At 45.1% G+C, this 17,581-nt stretch carries 26 protein-coding genes and 1 other RNA gene; 25 read left to right on the top strand and 2 right to left on the bottom strand.

What is annotated here, in order from left to right; translation table 11 throughout:
• Nucleotides 1-24: 24 nt before the first annotated feature.
• Both nagX and KU855_RS07360 read right to left on the bottom strand, forming a co-directional pair.
• Nucleotides 25-1,110: a transmembrane glucosamine N-acetyltransferase NagX gene (nagX, locus tag KU855_RS07365; RefSeq protein ID WP_256260919.1), complete on the bottom strand. Its 1,086-nt coding sequence runs from the start codon at nucleotides 1,108-1,110 to the stop codon at nucleotides 25-27.
• 372 nt (nucleotides 1,111-1,482) lie between these two features.
• Nucleotides 1,483-2,217: an XRE family transcriptional regulator gene (locus KU855_RS07360; RefSeq protein ID WP_218529661.1), complete on the bottom strand. Its 735-nt coding sequence runs from the start codon at nucleotides 2,215-2,217 to the stop codon at nucleotides 1,483-1,485.
• Between the two features lie 172 nt (nucleotides 2,218-2,389).
• Between KU855_RS07360 and KU855_RS07355 the strand changes: the two genes are divergently transcribed.
• The 25 genes from KU855_RS07355 (at nucleotide 2,390) to KU855_RS07235 (ending at nucleotide 17,406) form a co-directional block, all read left to right on the top strand.
• Nucleotides 2,390-2,614 carry a helix-turn-helix transcriptional regulator gene (locus KU855_RS07355; RefSeq protein WP_218529660.1) on the top strand — a complete coding sequence of 75 codons (225 nt, stop codon included), beginning with the start codon at nucleotides 2,390-2,392 and terminating at the stop codon, nucleotides 2,612-2,614.
• A gap of 4 nt (nucleotides 2,615-2,618) precedes the next feature.
• The gene (locus KU855_RS07350; RefSeq protein ID WP_256260918.1) at nucleotides 2,619-4,631 is read left to right on the top strand and encodes a transposase domain-containing protein; all 2,013 of its coding nucleotides are present in this window, start codon (nucleotides 2,619-2,621) and stop codon (nucleotides 4,629-4,631) included.
• A 45-nt stretch (nucleotides 4,632-4,676) separates the two neighbouring features.
• Nucleotides 4,677-5,621 (top strand): AAA family ATPase, encoded by a 945-nt coding sequence (locus KU855_RS07345; RefSeq protein ID WP_218529659.1) that lies wholly within the window; start codon nucleotides 4,677-4,679, stop codon nucleotides 5,619-5,621.
• A gap of 8 nt (nucleotides 5,622-5,629) precedes the next feature.
• Nucleotides 5,630-5,857, top strand: a complete 228-nt coding sequence (locus KU855_RS07340; RefSeq protein ID WP_218529658.1) for a hypothetical protein — start codon at nucleotides 5,630-5,632, stop codon at nucleotides 5,855-5,857.
• Nucleotides 5,854-6,150, top strand: coding sequence for a hypothetical protein (locus KU855_RS07335; RefSeq protein WP_218529657.1), 297 nt, complete (start codon nucleotides 5,854-5,856; stop codon nucleotides 6,148-6,150). Before KU855_RS07340 ends, KU855_RS07335 begins: the two co-directional genes overlap by 4 nt.
• 13 nt (nucleotides 6,151-6,163) lie before the next feature.
• A complete protein-coding gene (locus tag KU855_RS07330; RefSeq protein WP_218529656.1) occupies nucleotides 6,164-6,778 on the top strand; it encodes a DUF3164 family protein in 615 nt (204 codons plus the stop codon).
• 274 nt (nucleotides 6,779-7,052) lie between these two features.
• Nucleotides 7,053-7,274, top strand: a complete 222-nt coding sequence (locus tag KU855_RS07325; RefSeq protein ID WP_218529655.1) for a hypothetical protein — start codon at nucleotides 7,053-7,055, stop codon at nucleotides 7,272-7,274.
• Nucleotides 7,267-7,563 (top strand): hypothetical protein, encoded by a 297-nt coding sequence (locus KU855_RS07320; RefSeq protein ID WP_218529654.1) that lies wholly within the window; start codon nucleotides 7,267-7,269, stop codon nucleotides 7,561-7,563. The genes KU855_RS07325 and KU855_RS07320 overlap by 8 nt, the downstream gene beginning before the upstream one ends.
• Nucleotides 7,560-7,736 (top strand): hypothetical protein, encoded by a 177-nt coding sequence (locus KU855_RS07315; RefSeq protein WP_218529653.1) that lies wholly within the window; start codon nucleotides 7,560-7,562, stop codon nucleotides 7,734-7,736. Before KU855_RS07320 ends, KU855_RS07315 begins: the two co-directional genes overlap by 4 nt.
• The gene (locus KU855_RS07310; RefSeq protein ID WP_218529652.1) at nucleotides 7,729-8,208 is read left to right on the top strand and encodes a hypothetical protein; all 480 of its coding nucleotides are present in this window, start codon (nucleotides 7,729-7,731) and stop codon (nucleotides 8,206-8,208) included. The genes KU855_RS07315 and KU855_RS07310 overlap by 8 nt, the downstream gene beginning before the upstream one ends.
• Nucleotides 8,209-8,211: 3 nt before the next feature.
• An RNA gene (locus KU855_RS07305) (hammerhead ribozyme type II) lies at nucleotides 8,212-8,288 on the top strand.
• A gap of 11 nt (nucleotides 8,289-8,299) precedes the next feature.
• Entirely contained in the window at nucleotides 8,300-8,536 is a 237-nt protein-coding gene (locus KU855_RS07300; protein ID WP_218529651.1) for a hypothetical protein, read from the top strand.
• Between the two features lie 9 nt (nucleotides 8,537-8,545).
• Complete coding sequence (locus KU855_RS07295) at nucleotides 8,546-9,052, top strand: hypothetical protein (protein WP_218529650.1); 507 nt, start codon at nucleotides 8,546-8,548, stop codon at nucleotides 9,050-9,052.
• 10 nt (nucleotides 9,053-9,062) lie between these two features.
• On the top strand, nucleotides 9,063-9,575 hold the full coding sequence (locus tag KU855_RS07290; RefSeq protein WP_218529649.1) for a gp16 family protein: 513 nt from the start codon (nucleotides 9,063-9,065) through the stop codon (nucleotides 9,573-9,575).
• 34 nt (nucleotides 9,576-9,609) lie between these two features.
• Nucleotides 9,610-10,104 carry a Mor transcription activator family protein gene (locus KU855_RS07285; RefSeq protein ID WP_256260917.1) on the top strand — a complete coding sequence of 165 codons (495 nt, stop codon included), beginning with the start codon at nucleotides 9,610-9,612 and terminating at the stop codon, nucleotides 10,102-10,104.
• A 10-nt stretch (nucleotides 10,105-10,114) separates the two neighbouring features.
• Nucleotides 10,115-10,564 (top strand): hypothetical protein, encoded by a 450-nt coding sequence (locus KU855_RS07280; protein ID WP_218529648.1) that lies wholly within the window; start codon nucleotides 10,115-10,117, stop codon nucleotides 10,562-10,564.
• A 77-nt stretch (nucleotides 10,565-10,641) separates the two neighbouring features.
• Entirely contained in the window at nucleotides 10,642-11,064 is a 423-nt protein-coding gene (locus tag KU855_RS07275) for a DUF5675 family protein (RefSeq protein ID WP_218529647.1), read from the top strand.
• A gap of 252 nt (nucleotides 11,065-11,316) precedes the next feature.
• Entirely contained in the window at nucleotides 11,317-11,916 is a 600-nt protein-coding gene (locus KU855_RS07270) for a hypothetical protein (protein WP_218529646.1), read from the top strand.
• Nucleotides 11,916-12,134, top strand: coding sequence for a TraR/DksA family transcriptional regulator (locus KU855_RS07265; RefSeq protein WP_218529645.1), 219 nt, complete (start codon nucleotides 11,916-11,918; stop codon nucleotides 12,132-12,134). Before KU855_RS07270 ends, KU855_RS07265 begins: the two co-directional genes overlap by 1 nt.
• Nucleotides 12,135-12,458, top strand: a complete 324-nt coding sequence (locus KU855_RS07260; RefSeq protein WP_218529644.1) for a DUF2730 family protein — start codon at nucleotides 12,135-12,137, stop codon at nucleotides 12,456-12,458. It begins immediately after the preceding gene.
• A gap of 121 nt (nucleotides 12,459-12,579) precedes the next feature.
• Nucleotides 12,580-12,873, top strand: a complete 294-nt coding sequence (locus KU855_RS07255) for an ArsR family transcriptional regulator (protein ID WP_218529643.1) — start codon at nucleotides 12,580-12,582, stop codon at nucleotides 12,871-12,873.
• Between the two features lie 13 nt (nucleotides 12,874-12,886).
• Nucleotides 12,887-13,465, top strand: a complete 579-nt coding sequence (locus KU855_RS07250; RefSeq protein WP_218529642.1) for a DUF3486 family protein — start codon at nucleotides 12,887-12,889, stop codon at nucleotides 13,463-13,465.
• A complete protein-coding gene (locus tag KU855_RS07245) occupies nucleotides 13,465-15,051 on the top strand; it encodes a terminase large subunit domain-containing protein (protein WP_218529641.1) in 1,587 nt (528 codons plus the stop codon). The genes KU855_RS07250 and KU855_RS07245 overlap by 1 nt, the downstream gene beginning before the upstream one ends.
• The gene (locus KU855_RS07240) at nucleotides 15,048-16,616 is read left to right on the top strand and encodes a DUF935 domain-containing protein (RefSeq protein ID WP_218529640.1); all 1,569 of its coding nucleotides are present in this window, start codon (nucleotides 15,048-15,050) and stop codon (nucleotides 16,614-16,616) included. Before KU855_RS07245 ends, KU855_RS07240 begins: the two co-directional genes overlap by 4 nt.
• A complete protein-coding gene (locus KU855_RS07235) occupies nucleotides 16,609-17,406 on the top strand; it encodes a phage minor head protein (protein ID WP_218529639.1) in 798 nt (265 codons plus the stop codon). Before KU855_RS07240 ends, KU855_RS07235 begins: the two co-directional genes overlap by 8 nt.
• The last annotated feature ends 175 nt before the right edge of the window (nucleotides 17,407-17,581 follow it).

The raw sequence follows: 17,581 nt of genomic DNA, 5'->3' as shown, positions 1-17,581 counted from the left end.
TGGCCAGTGCTAACATCTATATCATCACACTTTAAAAAATATCTGACGTTTATATAACCAATACAACACCAACCATTGCACTAACAGTAATGTCATCACCGCCAGCAATGGCTGCCAAGTCAATGGTACAGCGGCCACCAGCCCACCAAACACACTGTCAGCAAGGTAACGCCAATTCACTAGGCTCGAGGCTAGATAAATGACAATCGCATTGGTGCCAATAACCGCAAAAAATAGTGAAAATCGGTGCCATTTGAGCACATCCACCATGAAATAAAACAAGGCAAATAATAAGATACTGTAACCACTGGTCACTAAGACAAAGCTTGCTGTCCATAAGTCTTTATTGATAGGCAACCAAGGCGATAACAATAAGCCGGCAAGAATAGCGACAGATGCCAGAGACAACAAGCCTGCTATCACCCGGATTGCGCTTAACTGCTGTTTAATGAAGCGACCAACAAACACGCCCACCAGCGCATTAACTATCGCCGGTAAGGTCGATAACAACCCTTCGGGATCATAGGCTTTATTCTGATAGGTGATCCCAGGCAACCAATGGCTATCAACCCAGGCATTGATTGAACCATGGGGACTGAATGGCTGCCCGCTCTGGCCAAGGCTCAGTTGTAATAGGCTATAGGCCACTAAAATAGCAGCGGCTATCCAATATTGGCTATTCACTGAGGTATGCCACACGATCAACGCGGCAAAAAACCAAGCAAAGCCTATGCGGGCTAAGACGCTGGCATAACGCACTTGCTCGGGATCCAGTTCGACCCCCGTGCCCCAGCCATGGTTGTATAAGATCCCAAATAGCACGAGCAACAATAATCGAGTGAACGCGTGACGATAGTTGGGCAAGCGCTGAGCGAATGGCAGTCCATCGAGGCGCTTAGCCGATAAGCCCAAGGCCACGCCTGATAAGAAAATAAACAGCGGGAAAATTAAGTCGTAAAACGTCAATCCATGCCATTCACTATGGTGCATCTGGCTATCTAGCCATTGAAATCCGCGCCAGGAGGTGACAACAAATAGCGCGGCAAAGATGGCCTCGCCGCCTAAGATCCAGAACATATCGAAGCCGCGAAGAGCATCGAGTGACTGCAATCTAGGCTTAGCAACTTTAGCCGCCGCTGGCTGAGGCTGATTGAGTGATACGCTAGCGCAGTCGCTGCCAGTATTATGATGAGTTGGTGTCGCGAGTCGTTCTTGGTTGTATAGGGACTAGGATAATGAACAATACCAAAGGATAGGGATTAGGTTGGATCTTTGAGGATCAGATGGGATCGTATTGTTGATGAAACCTAGGTATGGCGCGGGGCTGATGATTTGAATATCGTCGGCCCCGTGTTTGTTTGTGGGATTTGTAAAATTGAGCAGGTTTGAGCAATCCTTTTTAAAAGTGCGTTTATAGTCTAGTAGAATGAGCAACAGCAAACCACGTTGAAAGATAATTTAAAAACCGTTTAAACATTTAAACTAATCGCCGATGTCTTTGGCTATGTGTACCACCTGGCCTACTACTTCAAATTGATGTTGTTCCTGTTTTGGAACATCTAGTGCGCTGTAAAAACTGTTGTCACTTATCAAGCGCCAGGTACCTAACATGCTTTGGTAGCGCTTCACAAAAAGCTCGTCACCGTTTCTGAAAATGTAGATGTGACCATCTGCAGGTTTATTGCGTCCGGTGTGAACCACTAGCGTGTCGTTGTTGTGGATCGTCGGTTCCATGCTGTCACCTTTAGCCCATACGATGGCTAAGTCCTTTTCACAGAAACCTCTATATTTTAACCACTTGCGCCTAAACGCTAAATGCCTGGTTGGTTCAAGCTGGTCAGGGTTTAACGCGCCATGGCCTGCCGATACCTGAATACGATACCCGGGTATTAAAGCGAACTCCTCGTTATCAAAACTGATGCTGTATAAGGCCTTTGGCTCTTTAACTTCATCATTGTTGCCAGTAGCTAACCATTCAATTGATACATTCGTTTTAGCAGCTAACGCAACCAAGTTTTCTAGTGTCGGTGAGCTTACTCCTGAAAGGTAATTGTGCAAGGTGCTATATGAGATTCCTATCTCCTTTGAAAAAGCCCTTCCGCTTTTATTACCTAAAACCATGCTTAGCCTTTGAGAAAAAGTAGATCCGTTTGCTTGCTCCGCTAAAGGAACGCTGTTCCTTTTCTGGCTTTTCTGTTCCTTTTCACTATAAGTCATTGTTACTTAGTCCGATTATTAATTTAAAACCCAGTTTCCGCTGAACAACAAAAGGAACAGAAAACTATTGACCTGTTCCTTTTGTTGATCAATACTGTTCCTAAGTTAACTAAGTTAGTCAATTTAGTTGTCTAACTAACAGCTAATCATACAGAAAAAGCGAGGAATGGGAATGGAACGCACAGATTTACATAGAGCAGACATTATTGCTGCATTGAAAAAGAAGGGCATTTCCATGAGTAAATTAAGTCGTGATAACGGGCTTGCTTCTACGACTTTGGCAAATGCTTTAGATAGACCATGGCCTAAAGGTGAACGAATTATCGCTAAAGCTCTTGGCTTAACTCCTTCTGAAGTTTGGCCAAGCCGCTATGCAGAACTACAGCAAGCGGGGTAACAGCATGGAATGGTTTGTTATCAGTGATCTTACAGGTATGCCTGGATTACCAACTACTGAGCGCGGTATTCGAAAGCTAGTTGAGAATTTGTCGGCATCTAGTGGAATAGAAAGAAGAAAGCGCCAAGGTACTAAGGCGTTTGAATACCATATCAGCCTATTACCCATAGCAACACAAACGGCGTTGTATAAGCGTCAAGGCAAAATACAAGTTGGCGATCAGGTGCTTGCTTTACCTAAGAAGAAAAGCCAGCAGTCGTATTGCCGCGAAGCCCTTTGGGCTAACTGGAATAAAACCAGCAGTGCTGCCAAAGGCAAAGCTCAACATGCACTTAATGCTGTTAAAGCCGTGTTTACGTTAAAGCGTAACGGGGTGAAATTAATGGATGCTTACGAGTCTGTTAGTGATGAGTTTGGTATTGCTATTAGCTCTATTCGTCGTCACTGCGCCAAAGTAAAAGGTATAGACGAAGCCGATTGGGCCCCTGCGCTTTTACCTAAACACTTTGAAGTTGCCCAAAGCAAAAAGGCTAACCAGTTTGCACCGATAACACCGGAAGCATGGGAGTTTTTTAAAGCCGACTTTTTAAGACTTGAGCAGCCGCCAATGACGGTTTGTTATGAGCGCCTTAAAGATGCCGCAGAGGAAAACAACTGGTATTACCCCAGCCTTAAAAGCTTAAGCCGTCGCATGGATCATGAAGTCACTAAACAGCAACGCATTATGTTGCGCGAAGGTGAACATGCCTTGCATCAGCTATACCCACCCCAAGAACGCTCGGTTGAAGGTTTACATGCGCTTGAGTGGATCAACGGTGACGGCTACCAACACAACGTATTTGTTAAGTGGTTTAACGGTGAAATATTACGCCCAAAAACATGGTTTTGGCAGGATATCTACAGCCGCAAGATCATCGGATGGCGCTGTGACATTAGCGAAAACACCGACAGTATTCGTCTATCGCTAATGGATGTGTGCGAGAAGTTTGGCATACCCAAAGAACTCACCATAGATAACACCCGTGCAGCTGCTAACAAATGGATGACAGGCGGTGTAGCTAATCGTTACCGCTTTAAAGTTAAAGAGGATGACCCGTTAGGCATCATCCCGATGCTGGGGATTAAGCTGCATTGGTCAAGTGTGATTTTGGGTAAAGGTCACGGCCAGGCAAAACCGATTGAACGCGCATTTGGTGTGGGCGGATTAGATGAATACATCGACAAACACCCGCTATGCAGTGGTGCTTATACCGGCCCTAATCCGATGGCAAAACCAGACAACTACGGCAGCAAAGCTATTGCCGCAGAAGACTTTTTAAAAGCCATTGCCAAAGGCGTTGAAATGTATAACGCCAAGGCCAACCGTAACACCGAAATTTGCAAAGGCTTTATGAGCTTTGATCAAGCGTTTAGTAGCAGCTACGAAAGCGCAGCAATACGCAAAGCGACTAAAGAACAACTGCAGATGATGATGCTACAAGCAGAGGCCGTACGTGTGACCAAACACGGCACTATTTCACTTGATGCAGGCGGCAGTATTAAGGGGCGTAAAAACCGTTATTTCAACGAGACCATGATGAACTACGTTGGTCAAAAATTAGTGGCTCGTTTTGACCCATTAAAGCTGCATGAATCGCTTGAAATATACGCCCTAAATGGTGTGCATATTTGCACTGCAGAATGCCTAGAAAAATCAGGTTATGGCGACACTCAAGCTGCCCGTGAAACCAAGCGTAAACGCACCCAGTTTACTAAGGCAAATAAGCTTGCTGCAGAGGCACAAATCAGCATAGCGCAGCAAGAACTTGCCGCCATGATGAAGCCGCTTAAAGAAGAGGTTATACCCGAGAGCAAAGTGGTGATCATGACTCGCCCAGCATCAATAGGTAACACAGCTACAGCAGTGGCATATCAGCACGACGAAGACTACCAAAACGAACACCAAGCAGAGTGCGCCGCTAACTTTAGTGAAAGCGTTGCCTACCTGCGCGAACTTAAAAATAAAAACCGACTTTAAACCCCGTTTAACAACGCAATAAACACGCGATAAAAGAGGATATATATGAGCAATGTAACCAGCCTAACCAAGGCCAAAACCACAGCAACCGATGTAGTAATGCGTGTAAGTAGCTTAATTGAAGCCAAGCGCGTTACGTCATCGCAAGTGTCGCAAGAAATTAGCGTATCACCGTCAACGCTGAGTCAAATTTTAAACGGCCAATACAAAGCTAACCCCGCCAAGATGATCGAAAAACTGGATAAGTGGCTGCGCATGCGTGAGCAGCGTGACGCTACCCCAAGTGTTGACCCTGGCTTTGTGATGACCGTTACCGCAAAACAGATAATGGATGACTTAGCCTATGCGCAAATTACCGAATCAATCGTGGTTATTTACGGCGCATCAGGGGTAGGTAAAAGCAAAACCTTAGACGAGTACCAGCGCTGCAATAACAACGTGTGGAAAGTTACCGCCAGCCCTAGTCGCTCAAGCCTTACAGAATGCTTGTACGAAATCGCGATGGAACTAGGCATGGACCAAGCGCCACGCACCAAAGGGCCATTAGCGCGGGTTATTCGTCAGCGCCTTAAAGGCAGCGAAGGCTTAATTATTATCGATGAAGCCGACCACCTTGATTACCCGACATTAGAAGAACTGCGCATTCTGCAAGAAGAAACCGGCATTGGCATGGTGCTAGTGGGTAACAACAAGGTTTACACCCAGTTAACCGGTGGCCGTCGTAACGAAGACTTTGCTCGCTTGTTTAGTCGCATAGCTAAAAAGCGCGGCATACACAAAACCAAACAGGCTGACGTTCGTGCCATTGCTGAGGCTTGGCATGTTAACGGCAGCAGTGAAATGAGCTTAATGCTGCAAATTAGCGAGCGCCCAGGTGGCCTGCGTTTATTAAGTAAAACCCTAAAACTTGCGGCCATGTTTGCCAAAGGTGCCGCAATTACCGAGCAGCTGCTGCGCACTGCATTTACTGAATTAGAAACCAACGAGTGAGGTGAGTAATGGAAACAGTAAACAAGATGGACGAAAACGTGATTGTGGTCGTTAACGGTAAGCCAGTTGAAGCCAAGCGCTTTATCACTAATCGCGAAGGCAAAACCTACCAGTTTGACCGCGTAGCAATGAAAGTGAAAGGTGGCTTTTGTTTAGACCAAATGCGTGAAGATGAAGTGATTATTGCCCCTGGTCTTATCTACCGTGAAGTAACTGAAACAAGGAAAGCATCATGAATACCAGACAACAAAATCAAGCGCTGATGCTGACTGCCATTGGCCGATTAAACAACAAGGGTATAGCAGTGATTGATAAAAACCACTTTGCACCTAAGCCAGTGATTTATATCGCCAAGCCAGATGCGCAATTGCAACGCAAAGCGGTGCAACTTACTGAGGTGCATTATGGCCAAACAAGCCATGTATGCATTGCTGAATTTAACGGTTGTCTAGTGCGCTGGGATGACTTTCAGCTTGCACCACAACCTACCGTAAACAACATCATTCATATGCCAAGATTGGCAAGCTAAGAGAGAAAAACACATGACTAACAATACTGTTCCACAAGGCTTCCGCATGAACGCTTTAGGCCATGCCGTACCAGAAAGCCAAGTAAAAGATATCGACAAACTGCGTGACGACATCGTGCTGGATATTGTTGAAGCCGCAAAAATGTTACAGGGCAAAATGGCGATATATAAAACCAACGCCATGGCACAAGTAGCCGACTTTGTTGACCTTAGCGCCAGTGAGTTTGGGGTTAAGTTTGGCGGCACTAAAGGCAACGTTTCGCTAGTGTCGTTTGACGGCAAATACAAGGTGCAGCGCAGCATGGGTGAACACCGTGTTTTTGATGAACGGATACAAGCCGCTAAATCAAAAATTGATGAATGCATTAAGCGTTGGTCTGTTGGGTCAAGTGACCAAATTAAAGCCTTAGTTGAGCTGGCGTTTCGGGTAAATAAGCAAGGCCACATTGACGTTAACCAAGTGCTCAGTTTGCGCCAGTTAAACATTACTGATGCTGATTGGCGTGATGCCATGGACGCCATTGCAGATTCTATTCAGGTGATGGGCACCACACCTTACTTGCGCATTTATGAGCGCCAAGATGATGGCAGTTACAAACAAATAGCCCTTGATATCGCCAAGTTATAACGAGGCCATATTGTGGTGCTACTGACTCGATATGGAGAGGTTCGCCTAAGTCGCCACGCTATTTTGCGGTGGCGACAACGAACAGGGCGTAATTATCCGCAGTTAGTTGAAGCCATAGCCACAGCCAAACGGCCAAGCAAACAGCAATTGCGGCGGATTAACAAAGCGTCAGGCTGGCAACCCAGGCGAATACTGGAATGCGACTGCGCTTATTTTTTAATTATTAATCACAACATTGTCACTGTGTACGACAAAACCAGAAGGATTGAACGCTATGTGTAATGAGTTTAAACGCCTATTCACTACCGCATTAACCCGCAGTGAATTAGAGCGCGAAATAGCAATGGCAGAAGCGCTAATTGAACACGATGGAACAGGGTTTCCGGATAGCAGTTTTGAAGATGGTTACATAGCGGCCATTAACTTTGTGCTGGGTAATGAGATGTCAAATGTTGAAGAAGAATACAAGCAACTTAGAGGTGATCAAGATGAATAAACCACTCACTGAAAAACAACTAAAAGCCCGTGAATATTACCAACGTAATAAAGCAAAAATATGCCAACAAAAGCGCACGCAGTACGCCGCTAATTCAGCGGTGTCGCCAACGTCTAAACAGGTTTTTAACACCAGCATTAATGCATGTAGTTCGAATTTTAGTGAAACAAAAAAGGCAGATAAATCAAAAGTGGTCAATCCGCAAAAGCTTATTGTTCGCCGCAGTATTGAAGATATTCGAATAGCACAAGAACTGGGGATAAGCATGAGTGACATGGCGTCAATATGAAACGGCATGATCAACTTATCGCCTACATTATGCAGCATCGGCGCTGCAACCAAAATGAGGCAAATGATTGGGCTAATGAACATTTGGGTAGTGACTGGCGCAGTCGTAAGACGACCAAAACTAAACGGATCATAGTGAAAGAATTAACAGAGAGTGAAACCGATAATGACTAAATTAACAAAGCAACCCCTGATTAGTAAGCCGATGTGGAAAGCCCTAGAAGCGGAACTTGCCGGTGGCTGGGTTAATGTTGCTTTTCGCTATAAGGGTTATGAAGTGTCTATTGCCCGTGTGCGTCAAAGTGAATCAAAAACCTGTTTGTCGGTATATATCGATGGCGTAATTGAAGGCGCTTGGATTAGTAGATTGGATAAACAGCCTGATGATGCGCCCAGTATTTTGCGGGACGTTTGGAAGTTGAAAAGCATTGCTAAATACAAACCTAAAATGATTGCCGATATCGAAAAAATTTACGGCAAACGCCGCGCCAAAAAAGAGTGCCCAGATCTTCATCAGCGGATTGAATACCTTTTGCCCTATTTCGCTAAAGCCTCGGTGCTTTGCAGCCAGTTTAAAAAGCTTGACGGGTTAGCGCTGATTAAAGCCGATTGCCTCACTGCGGCAAACAGTGGCGGTGAAGCGTAAGTAATGCGAAACAGGTAAGGCCAAGCAGTGCCTTACTTGTCTGCCTAGCGTGGTTGCTAGGCACTGATGAGCAGCTAATTAAGGGACAGCTATGTTTGGTGAATACACGCCATTAATTAATCCAGCACTGATTGAACGACGCATTCAACGTGGCACAGCAATCATTGATGGCGAGATTGGCTTGCTAAAACGTTGCCCTCGCTGTTTAGAGTTTTGGCCGCAAGACACATTGTTTTGGTCGCCAGCTAGCCGTGAGGCTGACGGCTTACAGTGTCGCTGTAAAGCCTGTCAGGCTGAACATAGACAACAACGCAGCAATGCTGCATAGGAGGTGGGAATGTCGTACACAGAAATTTATTCGATTGGTAGTAATCATTGTTTAGAGCTAGGTGAGGTTAAGAATGCATGGCGTGGTGCAATGTATGTATGGAATCAAATAGCTAGAGAATACTTTGGGCTTGATTGTTTCCCTCACTTCGATAGCGATTTACAAAAACGAGTTTGGAATGCTGCTAATTATCATGACTTGAGTCAGTCTGAAATTATTGTGCTCGCTTCAACAATGGATCGAGTAACTGTTAAGTCTAGTGATTTGCCTAGGCTAATTTCGGCTTTTGAACAATATGGGGAAAAGCATTTTCAAAGCTCGTTTAATGAGCAAGCTATAATTTTAAAGTCAGCAGACTTATTGCCAGAACATAAAATTGCATGGAACCAAACATCAGTTAATTGTTTTGATTACTTACCTATACATGACGAATCAACTGATACATATATTTATAGTGATTTAGAAGGTTCTTGGGATCTATTTGAGCAGATTGATTCTGTCAATGAAGAAAATTAGAGGCATAACTATGTCTAACGCATTAAAGCTAGTACAAATCGGTAAGCGTGATCTGCAATTGGATGATGATATGTATCGTAATCTGTTAGAGCAAGTCACAGGTCAGCGCAGCGCGAAAGGGTTAAGTGACTCACAGCTTAATGATGTTGTTGCATTGATGAAAAAGCGCGGGTTTAAACCTAAGAAAAAACCTGTGGCCAGAGCAGCAGAAGTGGCTAAGATACGCGCCATTTGGTTAACCATGTTTGACCAGGACTTTGTTCGTAGCAAAACCGATGTGTCAATTAACACCTATGTTAAGCGCATGACAAAAACCAGCAATGGCCAAGGGGTTGAACGCATTGAATGGCTAAAGCCAGCACAAGCGGCAATGGTGTTAGAGGCGTTAAAAAAGTGGCATTACCGCTGTATGGCTGATGCCATTATTGCCAAAGGTGGGAAGGTTCCTGCTAACGACAAGCTCACAGGTCCAGCGGGTTATGATAAATTAGCAGCCTATTATAATGAGCATTTCAGTACCTAAGCTAAATGACGATCCCATGACGATGGGATCACCTATGCCATATACTAACAACACCTCGCCATGCGGGGTGTTTTTGTATTTAGCGTTAGCGCATTTAAGTGAGGTAGTGGCCATGAACAGTGACAAAACAGAACATGCAGATAACAGCGACTTTTTTGGTTATGACAATATCAGTCTAGAAGATGTTGAACGCATTGCCGACGATGAAGAATCTGCTCGTTGGCCTGAGGCCATGCGCCAACTTTATGCCATGTTCCGCCATGAGCTTGAAACCCATCAAGTTGATAGCAAAATAGCCATCGCCTTGCTTAATCGTATTTGCCGTGAGTTTGGTGGCGTGCAACTGTACTTGCCCCGTGGTCGTCAGCTTGAGGCTGAAATTCAAAACTTGTCTATTTGGCATGAGTTTAAAGGTGATAACGTTGAAGAACTGTCACGCAAGTATGATAAATCGATGCAGCATGTTTACCGTGTTATTGCTAAGATGCGCAAACGCGAAACTAAAAACCGACAACCAGAATTGTTTTAAGGATAGGGTTATGAAGAAATTACTTTTATTAACTATGGCGTTTGTGATGCCATCATATGCAGCTAGCATTGATGACATTGTCAAGAGCTTTGAAATGTCAAATGTCTACGTTGCAGACTGGTACCGAAAAGGCGATAGTTTGATTGCTGAATCTCATAATGAGTATCGTGATTTAAAAATAAATCTATCTGAAACAAAAGGCGCATTAACAATAAAATTGCCTGCTTCTAAAGAGCCAGATATTATTTCCATAATGCCATGCTATAAACTCACTGCATTTATTGATTACGATAAATCACCTACATGGAACGACCCTGAAACAGAAGATGAAAAATTAATAAAGACTGTGTTTTATCAAATTGTAAAAAATGGAGAAGAAAAACAAGTTTCATTAAATGGCTGGAAGTTAACAATGAAACGTTATTCAAATATGTTTAGTTGTGAAGTGGCCAAACAATAGCAACAATCAAAGTTAATTAATTACTCATCTCTATAAAAAGCACAATCAGTTTAATGTTTTATAAAACTGGTTGTGCAATGAAAACCCTCACATTACATCGAAATTATTTCCCCCACGGCACATTCTCATATCTTTGTGATGAAAATGGCAACGCTATTCTTAATACGATTGAACGCCCTTGGAAAAACAATCAAGCGGGTATTTCATGCGTACCCGAAGGCACTTATGATCTGCTGCCACATGACAGCCCTAAGTTTGGCAAATGCTACGCACTTGAAGCCACAACACTAGGGGTCACTCGATACGGCCCGTCGCAACGTACTCACATTTTAATTCACCCTGCTAATTTAGTTTCACAGCTTGAAGGTTGTATTGCACCAGGCACTGAGTTTGGTGTGGTCAATAACCAGTGGGCAGTGGTTAATTCTCGCACCGCTTTTGATTACTTTATGGCTCACCTAGGTGGTGAAACGGCCAAGCTTGTTGTGCGAAGAGCATAATAAAATGGGTAAAAACTGGGACTATTCAAAAGCAAAAGGCAAGGCAATGCGCCTTGATGCTGAATTATTAGCGCATGAAAACGGCCTACCTATGGTTTCACCGCCGCCATTTTTTAGCCATTGCGGCACCATGCAATCGTACTTTGAAAGAGGATGGCACAGTATTACACCATGCGATATTCGTATTCATTTAAAGAAATCAATAGTGCCCACAGGCACAGACAAGTTAACAAAACTCAGGAGCTTACGGCAATGTCACTCTCTTTAATATTAGGCGCAGCAAAACTGGCAATGGATGTTGGGCCAGCGGCCATTCGTGGTATTTCATCATTATTTGGTGGCAGTGAAACCGCAGAAAAAGTGGCCGACATGGTTGAGCAAGTTGACGGCGCACTGGGCATGAATAAAGACCAAAAGGAAATGGCCCTCACCCGCGAGATGCAAAAGCTACCGCCTGAAAGTTTGGTCGATCTTGAGCGCATTAAAGTGGAGATGGAAAAAGAAATCACCCGCCGCCAAGCGCTAACGCTTAATGATAAGCAAGCCGAACATCACGAAACGCAAACCACTATTCGTAATGGTGATAACGCTAACGATGAGTACGTTCGCCAGACTCGCCCCAAGTTAGCACGGCAATCTTTTATCATGATGGTGTTATACATCATGGCCTTTGAAGCATTAAAAGCCTTTGGTGTAAGTACCAGTGGCGCGGATGTTTACATGGCACTCACCATAGGTACACCCGCCTTTGCTTACCTTGGTTTACGTACCCTTGACGGCTTTGCCCCTTATTCAAAATCGAGCGGTGACAAAGTAGCAGGTATGTTGTCCAGTGTGATAAAGGGGCGCTAATGACCGATTATTTAGATGGTGCTCAAGCAGTCGAGCAAGCGTTTCGTGACAATGCCATCGCGCGGCAGCTGCGCCGTGAAGTTGAGCAACCAGATGAAGATGATCAAGGCAATCGCTACTGCTTAAGTTGTGGTAACGAAGTGCCTAAAGCCAGGCTAATTGCTTGGCCAACTGCCGTGCGCTGCGTGTTTTGTCAGTCGCTTAAGGATGGCAAGTAAATGGAAATATGGATTAAAACCTATTGGCCTATGATGTGGGCAGTGTTAAGCACAATTGGCATGTTAATACTGGCACTACTGTCTAAGACCTACGCCAAGCGTGATGAGCTGGTAGAGGTGCGAACGGACATTGCCAAGGTCGATAAAAAGGTTGATGAGCTGCAAGCCCATGTTGATGCGCTACCCACCCAACAACAAATTACCGCGCTATTAGTTGAAATGGCCGATACTCGCGGTGAGATGAAAGAGCTTAGGGCGCAGATAAAACCCGTAGAGCATTTGGCTCAATTGCTGTTAGAACAGCGTTTAAAGGATGATAAATAGGGGTTTGTATGGACAGCATTCATAAATGGTTATTGGTTGTTTTTGCGCTAAGTTGTTTAGGTACCATGTTTATGAGTTGGGCTTTTATTGAGCTTTTAATTTATATGTTTAAGGAATAAGTATGAGCTTCAAAACATTATTAATCGAAGACCAGCGTTTAGTGATTTTGCGATCATTAAAAGAGATGCAGGGTTACGAGGCTAACGAGTCAATTGTTGATTCGTGTCTTGATGCCTATGGTCATAATGTCAGCCGTGACCAAGTGCGCAATCATTTAGCGTGGTTAGACGAGCAAGGTTTGATCACCATTCGCACTGTGTCTGATTGCCAAATTGCGCGCCTTACTGGGCGTGGTGAAGATGTGGCAACAGGACAAGCCACTGTGCCAGGTGTAAAACGCCCACGCGCTAACTAAGCAGGTAATAACTATGCAACGTTCGAGCAATCGCAAGTCAAAAGTTAACCTGCTGCCAGAGGATATTCGCCAAACGCTTAACGCGCTTATTCGCAGTGGCGACATGACCCAAAAAGACATACGTCTTGAAATTAATAAAATGATAGACGAGGCAGGGTTAGGTGAAGACACCAAACTCAGCCGCACCGGCTTTAATCGTTATGCGCAAAAAATGGAAGATATGGGGGCGCGTTTACGTCAGTCACGTGAAGTGGCCGAAGTGTGGACCTCAAAGCTAGGTGATAAACCTACCTCAGATATTAGCAAGCTGCTGCAAGAGTTTGTGCGCACCATGGCATTTGAAACCTCAATGAAGATGATGGAAGCCGCCGATGCAGATGGTGAAGTTATTCCCCCTAAAGCCTTAAATCAATTAGCGCTTGTGGTGCAACGTATTGAGCAAGCAGCTATGACCAGCCATAAAGTTGAGAAAGAAATTCGTGCAGCGTTTGCGTCAGAGGTGGCCGATGCCACAGAGGCTGTTGCTAAACGCGCAGGGTTAACCGAAGAAACGGTGAAGATGCTTAAAGCAGAGTTTTTGGGGATAGCATAATGAACCAGCCACTGCCAGCCGTTAGCGCTAATGATCTTATTGAGTTTGATAAAACTGCGCTTTTACTTGGCTACCAGAAACGCTGGATAGCTGATACCTCGGTGCTTAAGATTGCTGAAAAGTCACGGCGTACCGGTTTAACGTTTGCCGAGGCCGCTGACTCAGCATTAAGTGCGGGAACTGCTAAAGGCGAAGGCGGTAATAATGTTTTTTATGTTGGCTCAAACAAAGAAATGGCGCGTGAGTTTATTGACGCTGTTGCGCTATGGGCCAAGATGTTTGACAAGGCTGCGGGTGAAATACAAGAAGATATTCTCAATGATGAAGACAAAGACATTTTAACCTTTGTTATTTACTTTGAGTCAGGCTTTAAAGTGCAAGCGCTATCAAGTAACCCCTCTAACCTGCGTGGTATGCAGGGTACGGTTATCATCGATGAAGCCGCATTTCATGAACGCTTAGCAGAAGTATTAAAAGCGGCTCTGGCATTAACTATGTGGGGGTCGAAGGTTCGTTTAATCAGTACCCATAATGGTATCGATAACTTATTTAACACATTAATCAACGATAGCCGCGCCGGCAAGAAACGCTACTCAGTACACTCTATTACCTTAGATGATGCTTGTAATGAGGGCTTGTATCAGCGTATTTGTCAGGTCACTAAAAAGCCCTGGTCACAAGCGCTAGAAGATGAGTGGAAAGCCAACCTATTAAAAGATACGGCCACCGAAGAAGACGCATTAGAAGAATACTATTGTGTGCCTAAAAATGGTGGTGGCGCTTACATTAGCCGTGGCCTGCGTGAACGTGCGGCCATACTTAATGCCCCTGTTTTACGCTTTACCGGTACCACTACTTTTAATGAGGCCAGCGAGCATGCCCGTATTGGTGAAATGCAAGAGTGGTTAGAGCAGCATGTATTGCCTGTGCTTGTTACCTTACCGCCTGATTTACGCCATGCACTAGGGGAAGACTTTGCGCGCTCGGGTGACTTAACTGTATTTGCGCCTATCACAGTTGAGAACGACACCAAGCGCACGGTACCTTTTTTGGTTGAGCTTAAAAACGTGCCATTTAAACAGCAAGAGCAAGCGCTGTATTTTATTTGTGATCGCCTGCCTAGGCGTGATGGAATATTTCTTGATGCCCGTGGTAATGGTCAGTACCTCGCCGAGCAGGCCCGTTATCGATACGGTGCAGAAGTGGTTGAGGTGATGCTGTCGGTGGCGTTTTACCGTGAGAACATGCCACGTTTTAAAGCGGCATTTGAAGATAACGAAATTATTTTACCTAAGCATGAAGATGTGATCACTGACCTTGGGCAAATTCAAATCTATCGGGGTGTGCCTGGTATTGATGATAGTCGCACCAAAGGCAGCGATGGTAATAAGCGCCACGGTGACAGTGCTATTGCTATTTTTTTAGGGTACCTAGCATCAAAAGCCGACCTTACCCGTTACGAACTGCATACCATTAAAGCCACTGCTGATGAGTCGCAACGGCGGTTTTTTGGCAGTGCAGCAGAAAACAACCGATTTGACGACACGCTGCGCCAAGACTTGCGCGGCAAAGGGATTAGACTATGAGTGCAATATTAGATGCCAATGGCAAGCCATTTAAAATAGATAAGCAAATAATGAGCGATGACATTGCCAGGGCTTATACCACTGGTGTGCGTAATCCTCGTCCTGCTAGTGTGGCATCAACGTTAACCCCGCAACGACTAGCCAGCGTGCTACGAAGTGTGATTGACGGTAACGACCCCGAAGCCTACATGACATTGGCAGAAGAAATTGAAGAGCGCGACTTGCACTACTCCGCGCAGCTGCGTACTCGTAAGCTAGCCGTTGCTGCTATTGCGCCAACGGTAGAAGCCGCCAGCGATGAACCCGCTGATGTGGAAATGGCCGAGCGGGTACGTGACATTATGAATGATGATCAAATACCGGAATTGTTTTTTGATTTGCTTGATGGTCTGGGTAAAGGCTTAGCGGTAGTGCAAATACTATGGGACACAAAAACAACCCCATGGAAGCCACAGGATTACAAATGGGTTGACCCACGGTATTTGCGTCAAGACCAGGACACGCTAGACCAAATACTATTAATTAGTGAAGAAGCGCCAACAGGCGAAGTGCTTGAACCCTACAAGTTTATTTTACATACCCCACGGTCTAAGTCAGGCAGTGTGTGGCGTAACGGTTTAGCGCGATTAGTGGCTGTGATGTATATGCTTAAGTCATTTACCATTCGTGATTGGTGGGCGTTTGCTGAGGTGTTCGGTATTCCAGTGCGTATTGGTAAGTATGGCGCGAACGCCAGTGAAGATGACATTAGTACCTTGATTAATGCCATTGGCCGTATTGCCTCTGATGCCGGTGCGGTTATTCCTGAGTCGATGAAAATTGAACTGGTTGAAACCGCTAAAGGTAATGGTGGTAATACCCTGTTTGAAAACATGGCACGTTGGTGTGATGAACAGGTATCAAAAGCGGTGCTTGGACAAACCATGACCGCTGATAACGGTAGCTCACAATCACAAGCCACTGTGCATAACGAAGTGCGTATTGATATTGCTAAGTGGGATGCGCGCCAACTTGAATCGTCTATCAACGAATATTTAATTAAGCCGTACATCATATTAAATTGGGGTGTGCAAGTTCGTTACCCCAAGGTGCGCATTAAGGTACCTGAGCCAGAAGATCTTAAAATGCTGGTCGATAGTCTTAAGCCGATGATTGAAAGCGGTATGAAGGTATCAGCGCAAGAGGTACGTGAAAAGTTTGGCCTGCGTGAACCAAAAGCAGATGAAGATATTTTGCAGCCAGCCGCGCAGCTGCTAATGCAATCACCACCGTTAACAGATACTGCAATGAATCGGCATACGCCATCGGTTGCGATTAACCGAGTGATGAACACCGCCGAAAAAGAGATAGACATACTCACTAATCAAGCCATGAATGAGTGGGAACAAGTTGCCGACGAGTTTATGAATCCGATTATTGAACTGGCCAATAACGTTGATAACTACGATGATTTTATTGCGGCATTGCCTGCCCTGCAGGAGCAGCTAGGCGCGGATGAGTTTATTGCCCAGATGGCGCAGTATATGTTTCAGCTACGCGGCCTAGGAGATACCCAAGATGGCTGATCCTAATTTCACGTTTACGGAGCTAGTCCCTAAAGAGGCGCTAGCTTGGTTTAAGCGCAAAGGCATTAAGCCAGGCTTTGATTATCGTGACGTATGGAAAGAAGAACAGGCCAACGCCTTTACCGTGGCCAAGATGCTGAATGCCGATCTACTGGTTGACGTTAAGCAGATTGTTGAGGATGCCATAGAACGCGGCCAAACCTTTGAGCAGTTCCGCGATATCTTAAAGCCGCTGTTAGTTAAGTCGGGTTGGTGGGGCGTGCAAACCATGCAAGATCCATTAACCGATGAAACCAAGCTGGTGCAACTTGGGAGTGAAGGCCGTTTAAAAACCATTTACAAAACCAATATGCGTACGGCCAGAAGCGCTGGCCAGTGGGAACGTATTCAGCGCACTAAACGAGTGCTGCCCTATTTGTTGTATCAACTTGGTCCCAGTGAGCAACACCGCATAGAACATGTTAAATGGAACAACACCCTGTTGCCTGCTGATGATCCATGGTGGGATGATCACATGACCCCCAACGGATGGGGCTGTAAATGTTGGATAAGACAAGTGTCACAATTTGAAGCCGAGAAACTTATCGCCTCAGAAACAGTGACAACCGAATCACCCGCAGGCAAAACTAAGCAGTGGGTAAATAAGCGCACCGGTGAAGTTGAAGTGTTGCCAGAAGGGATTGAACCCGGTTGGAACTACAACCCAGGTAAAGGGCGTGAAACCATGCTTGCAAATGACCTTGCCCAAAAAGAAGCGCGAATGCGTCAAACGCTCTCTAACAGCGCTTAACTATCTACTGGCTACAAAGTTACTCGAAAAAAAGTTTAAACGTTTCTGAGGCGATTTAAACATAGTTTAAACATGGTTTGGATTGATGTTTTAGCTTGGCTTGCGTTTGTTCGCTTGCCAAGCTGATTTTTTAGGGTAATCTTTAAGCCCTCAGTTAGACCCTCCCATTGTCACT

Origin of the sequence: Shewanella sp. NIFS-20-20 (assembly GCF_019209865.1) — a bacterium.
Classification (GTDB): Bacteria; Pseudomonadota; Gammaproteobacteria; order Enterobacterales; family Shewanellaceae; genus Shewanella.
Note: the sequence above shows the minus strand (reverse complement) of the source record. Positions and strands in the feature narration are given on the sequence as shown.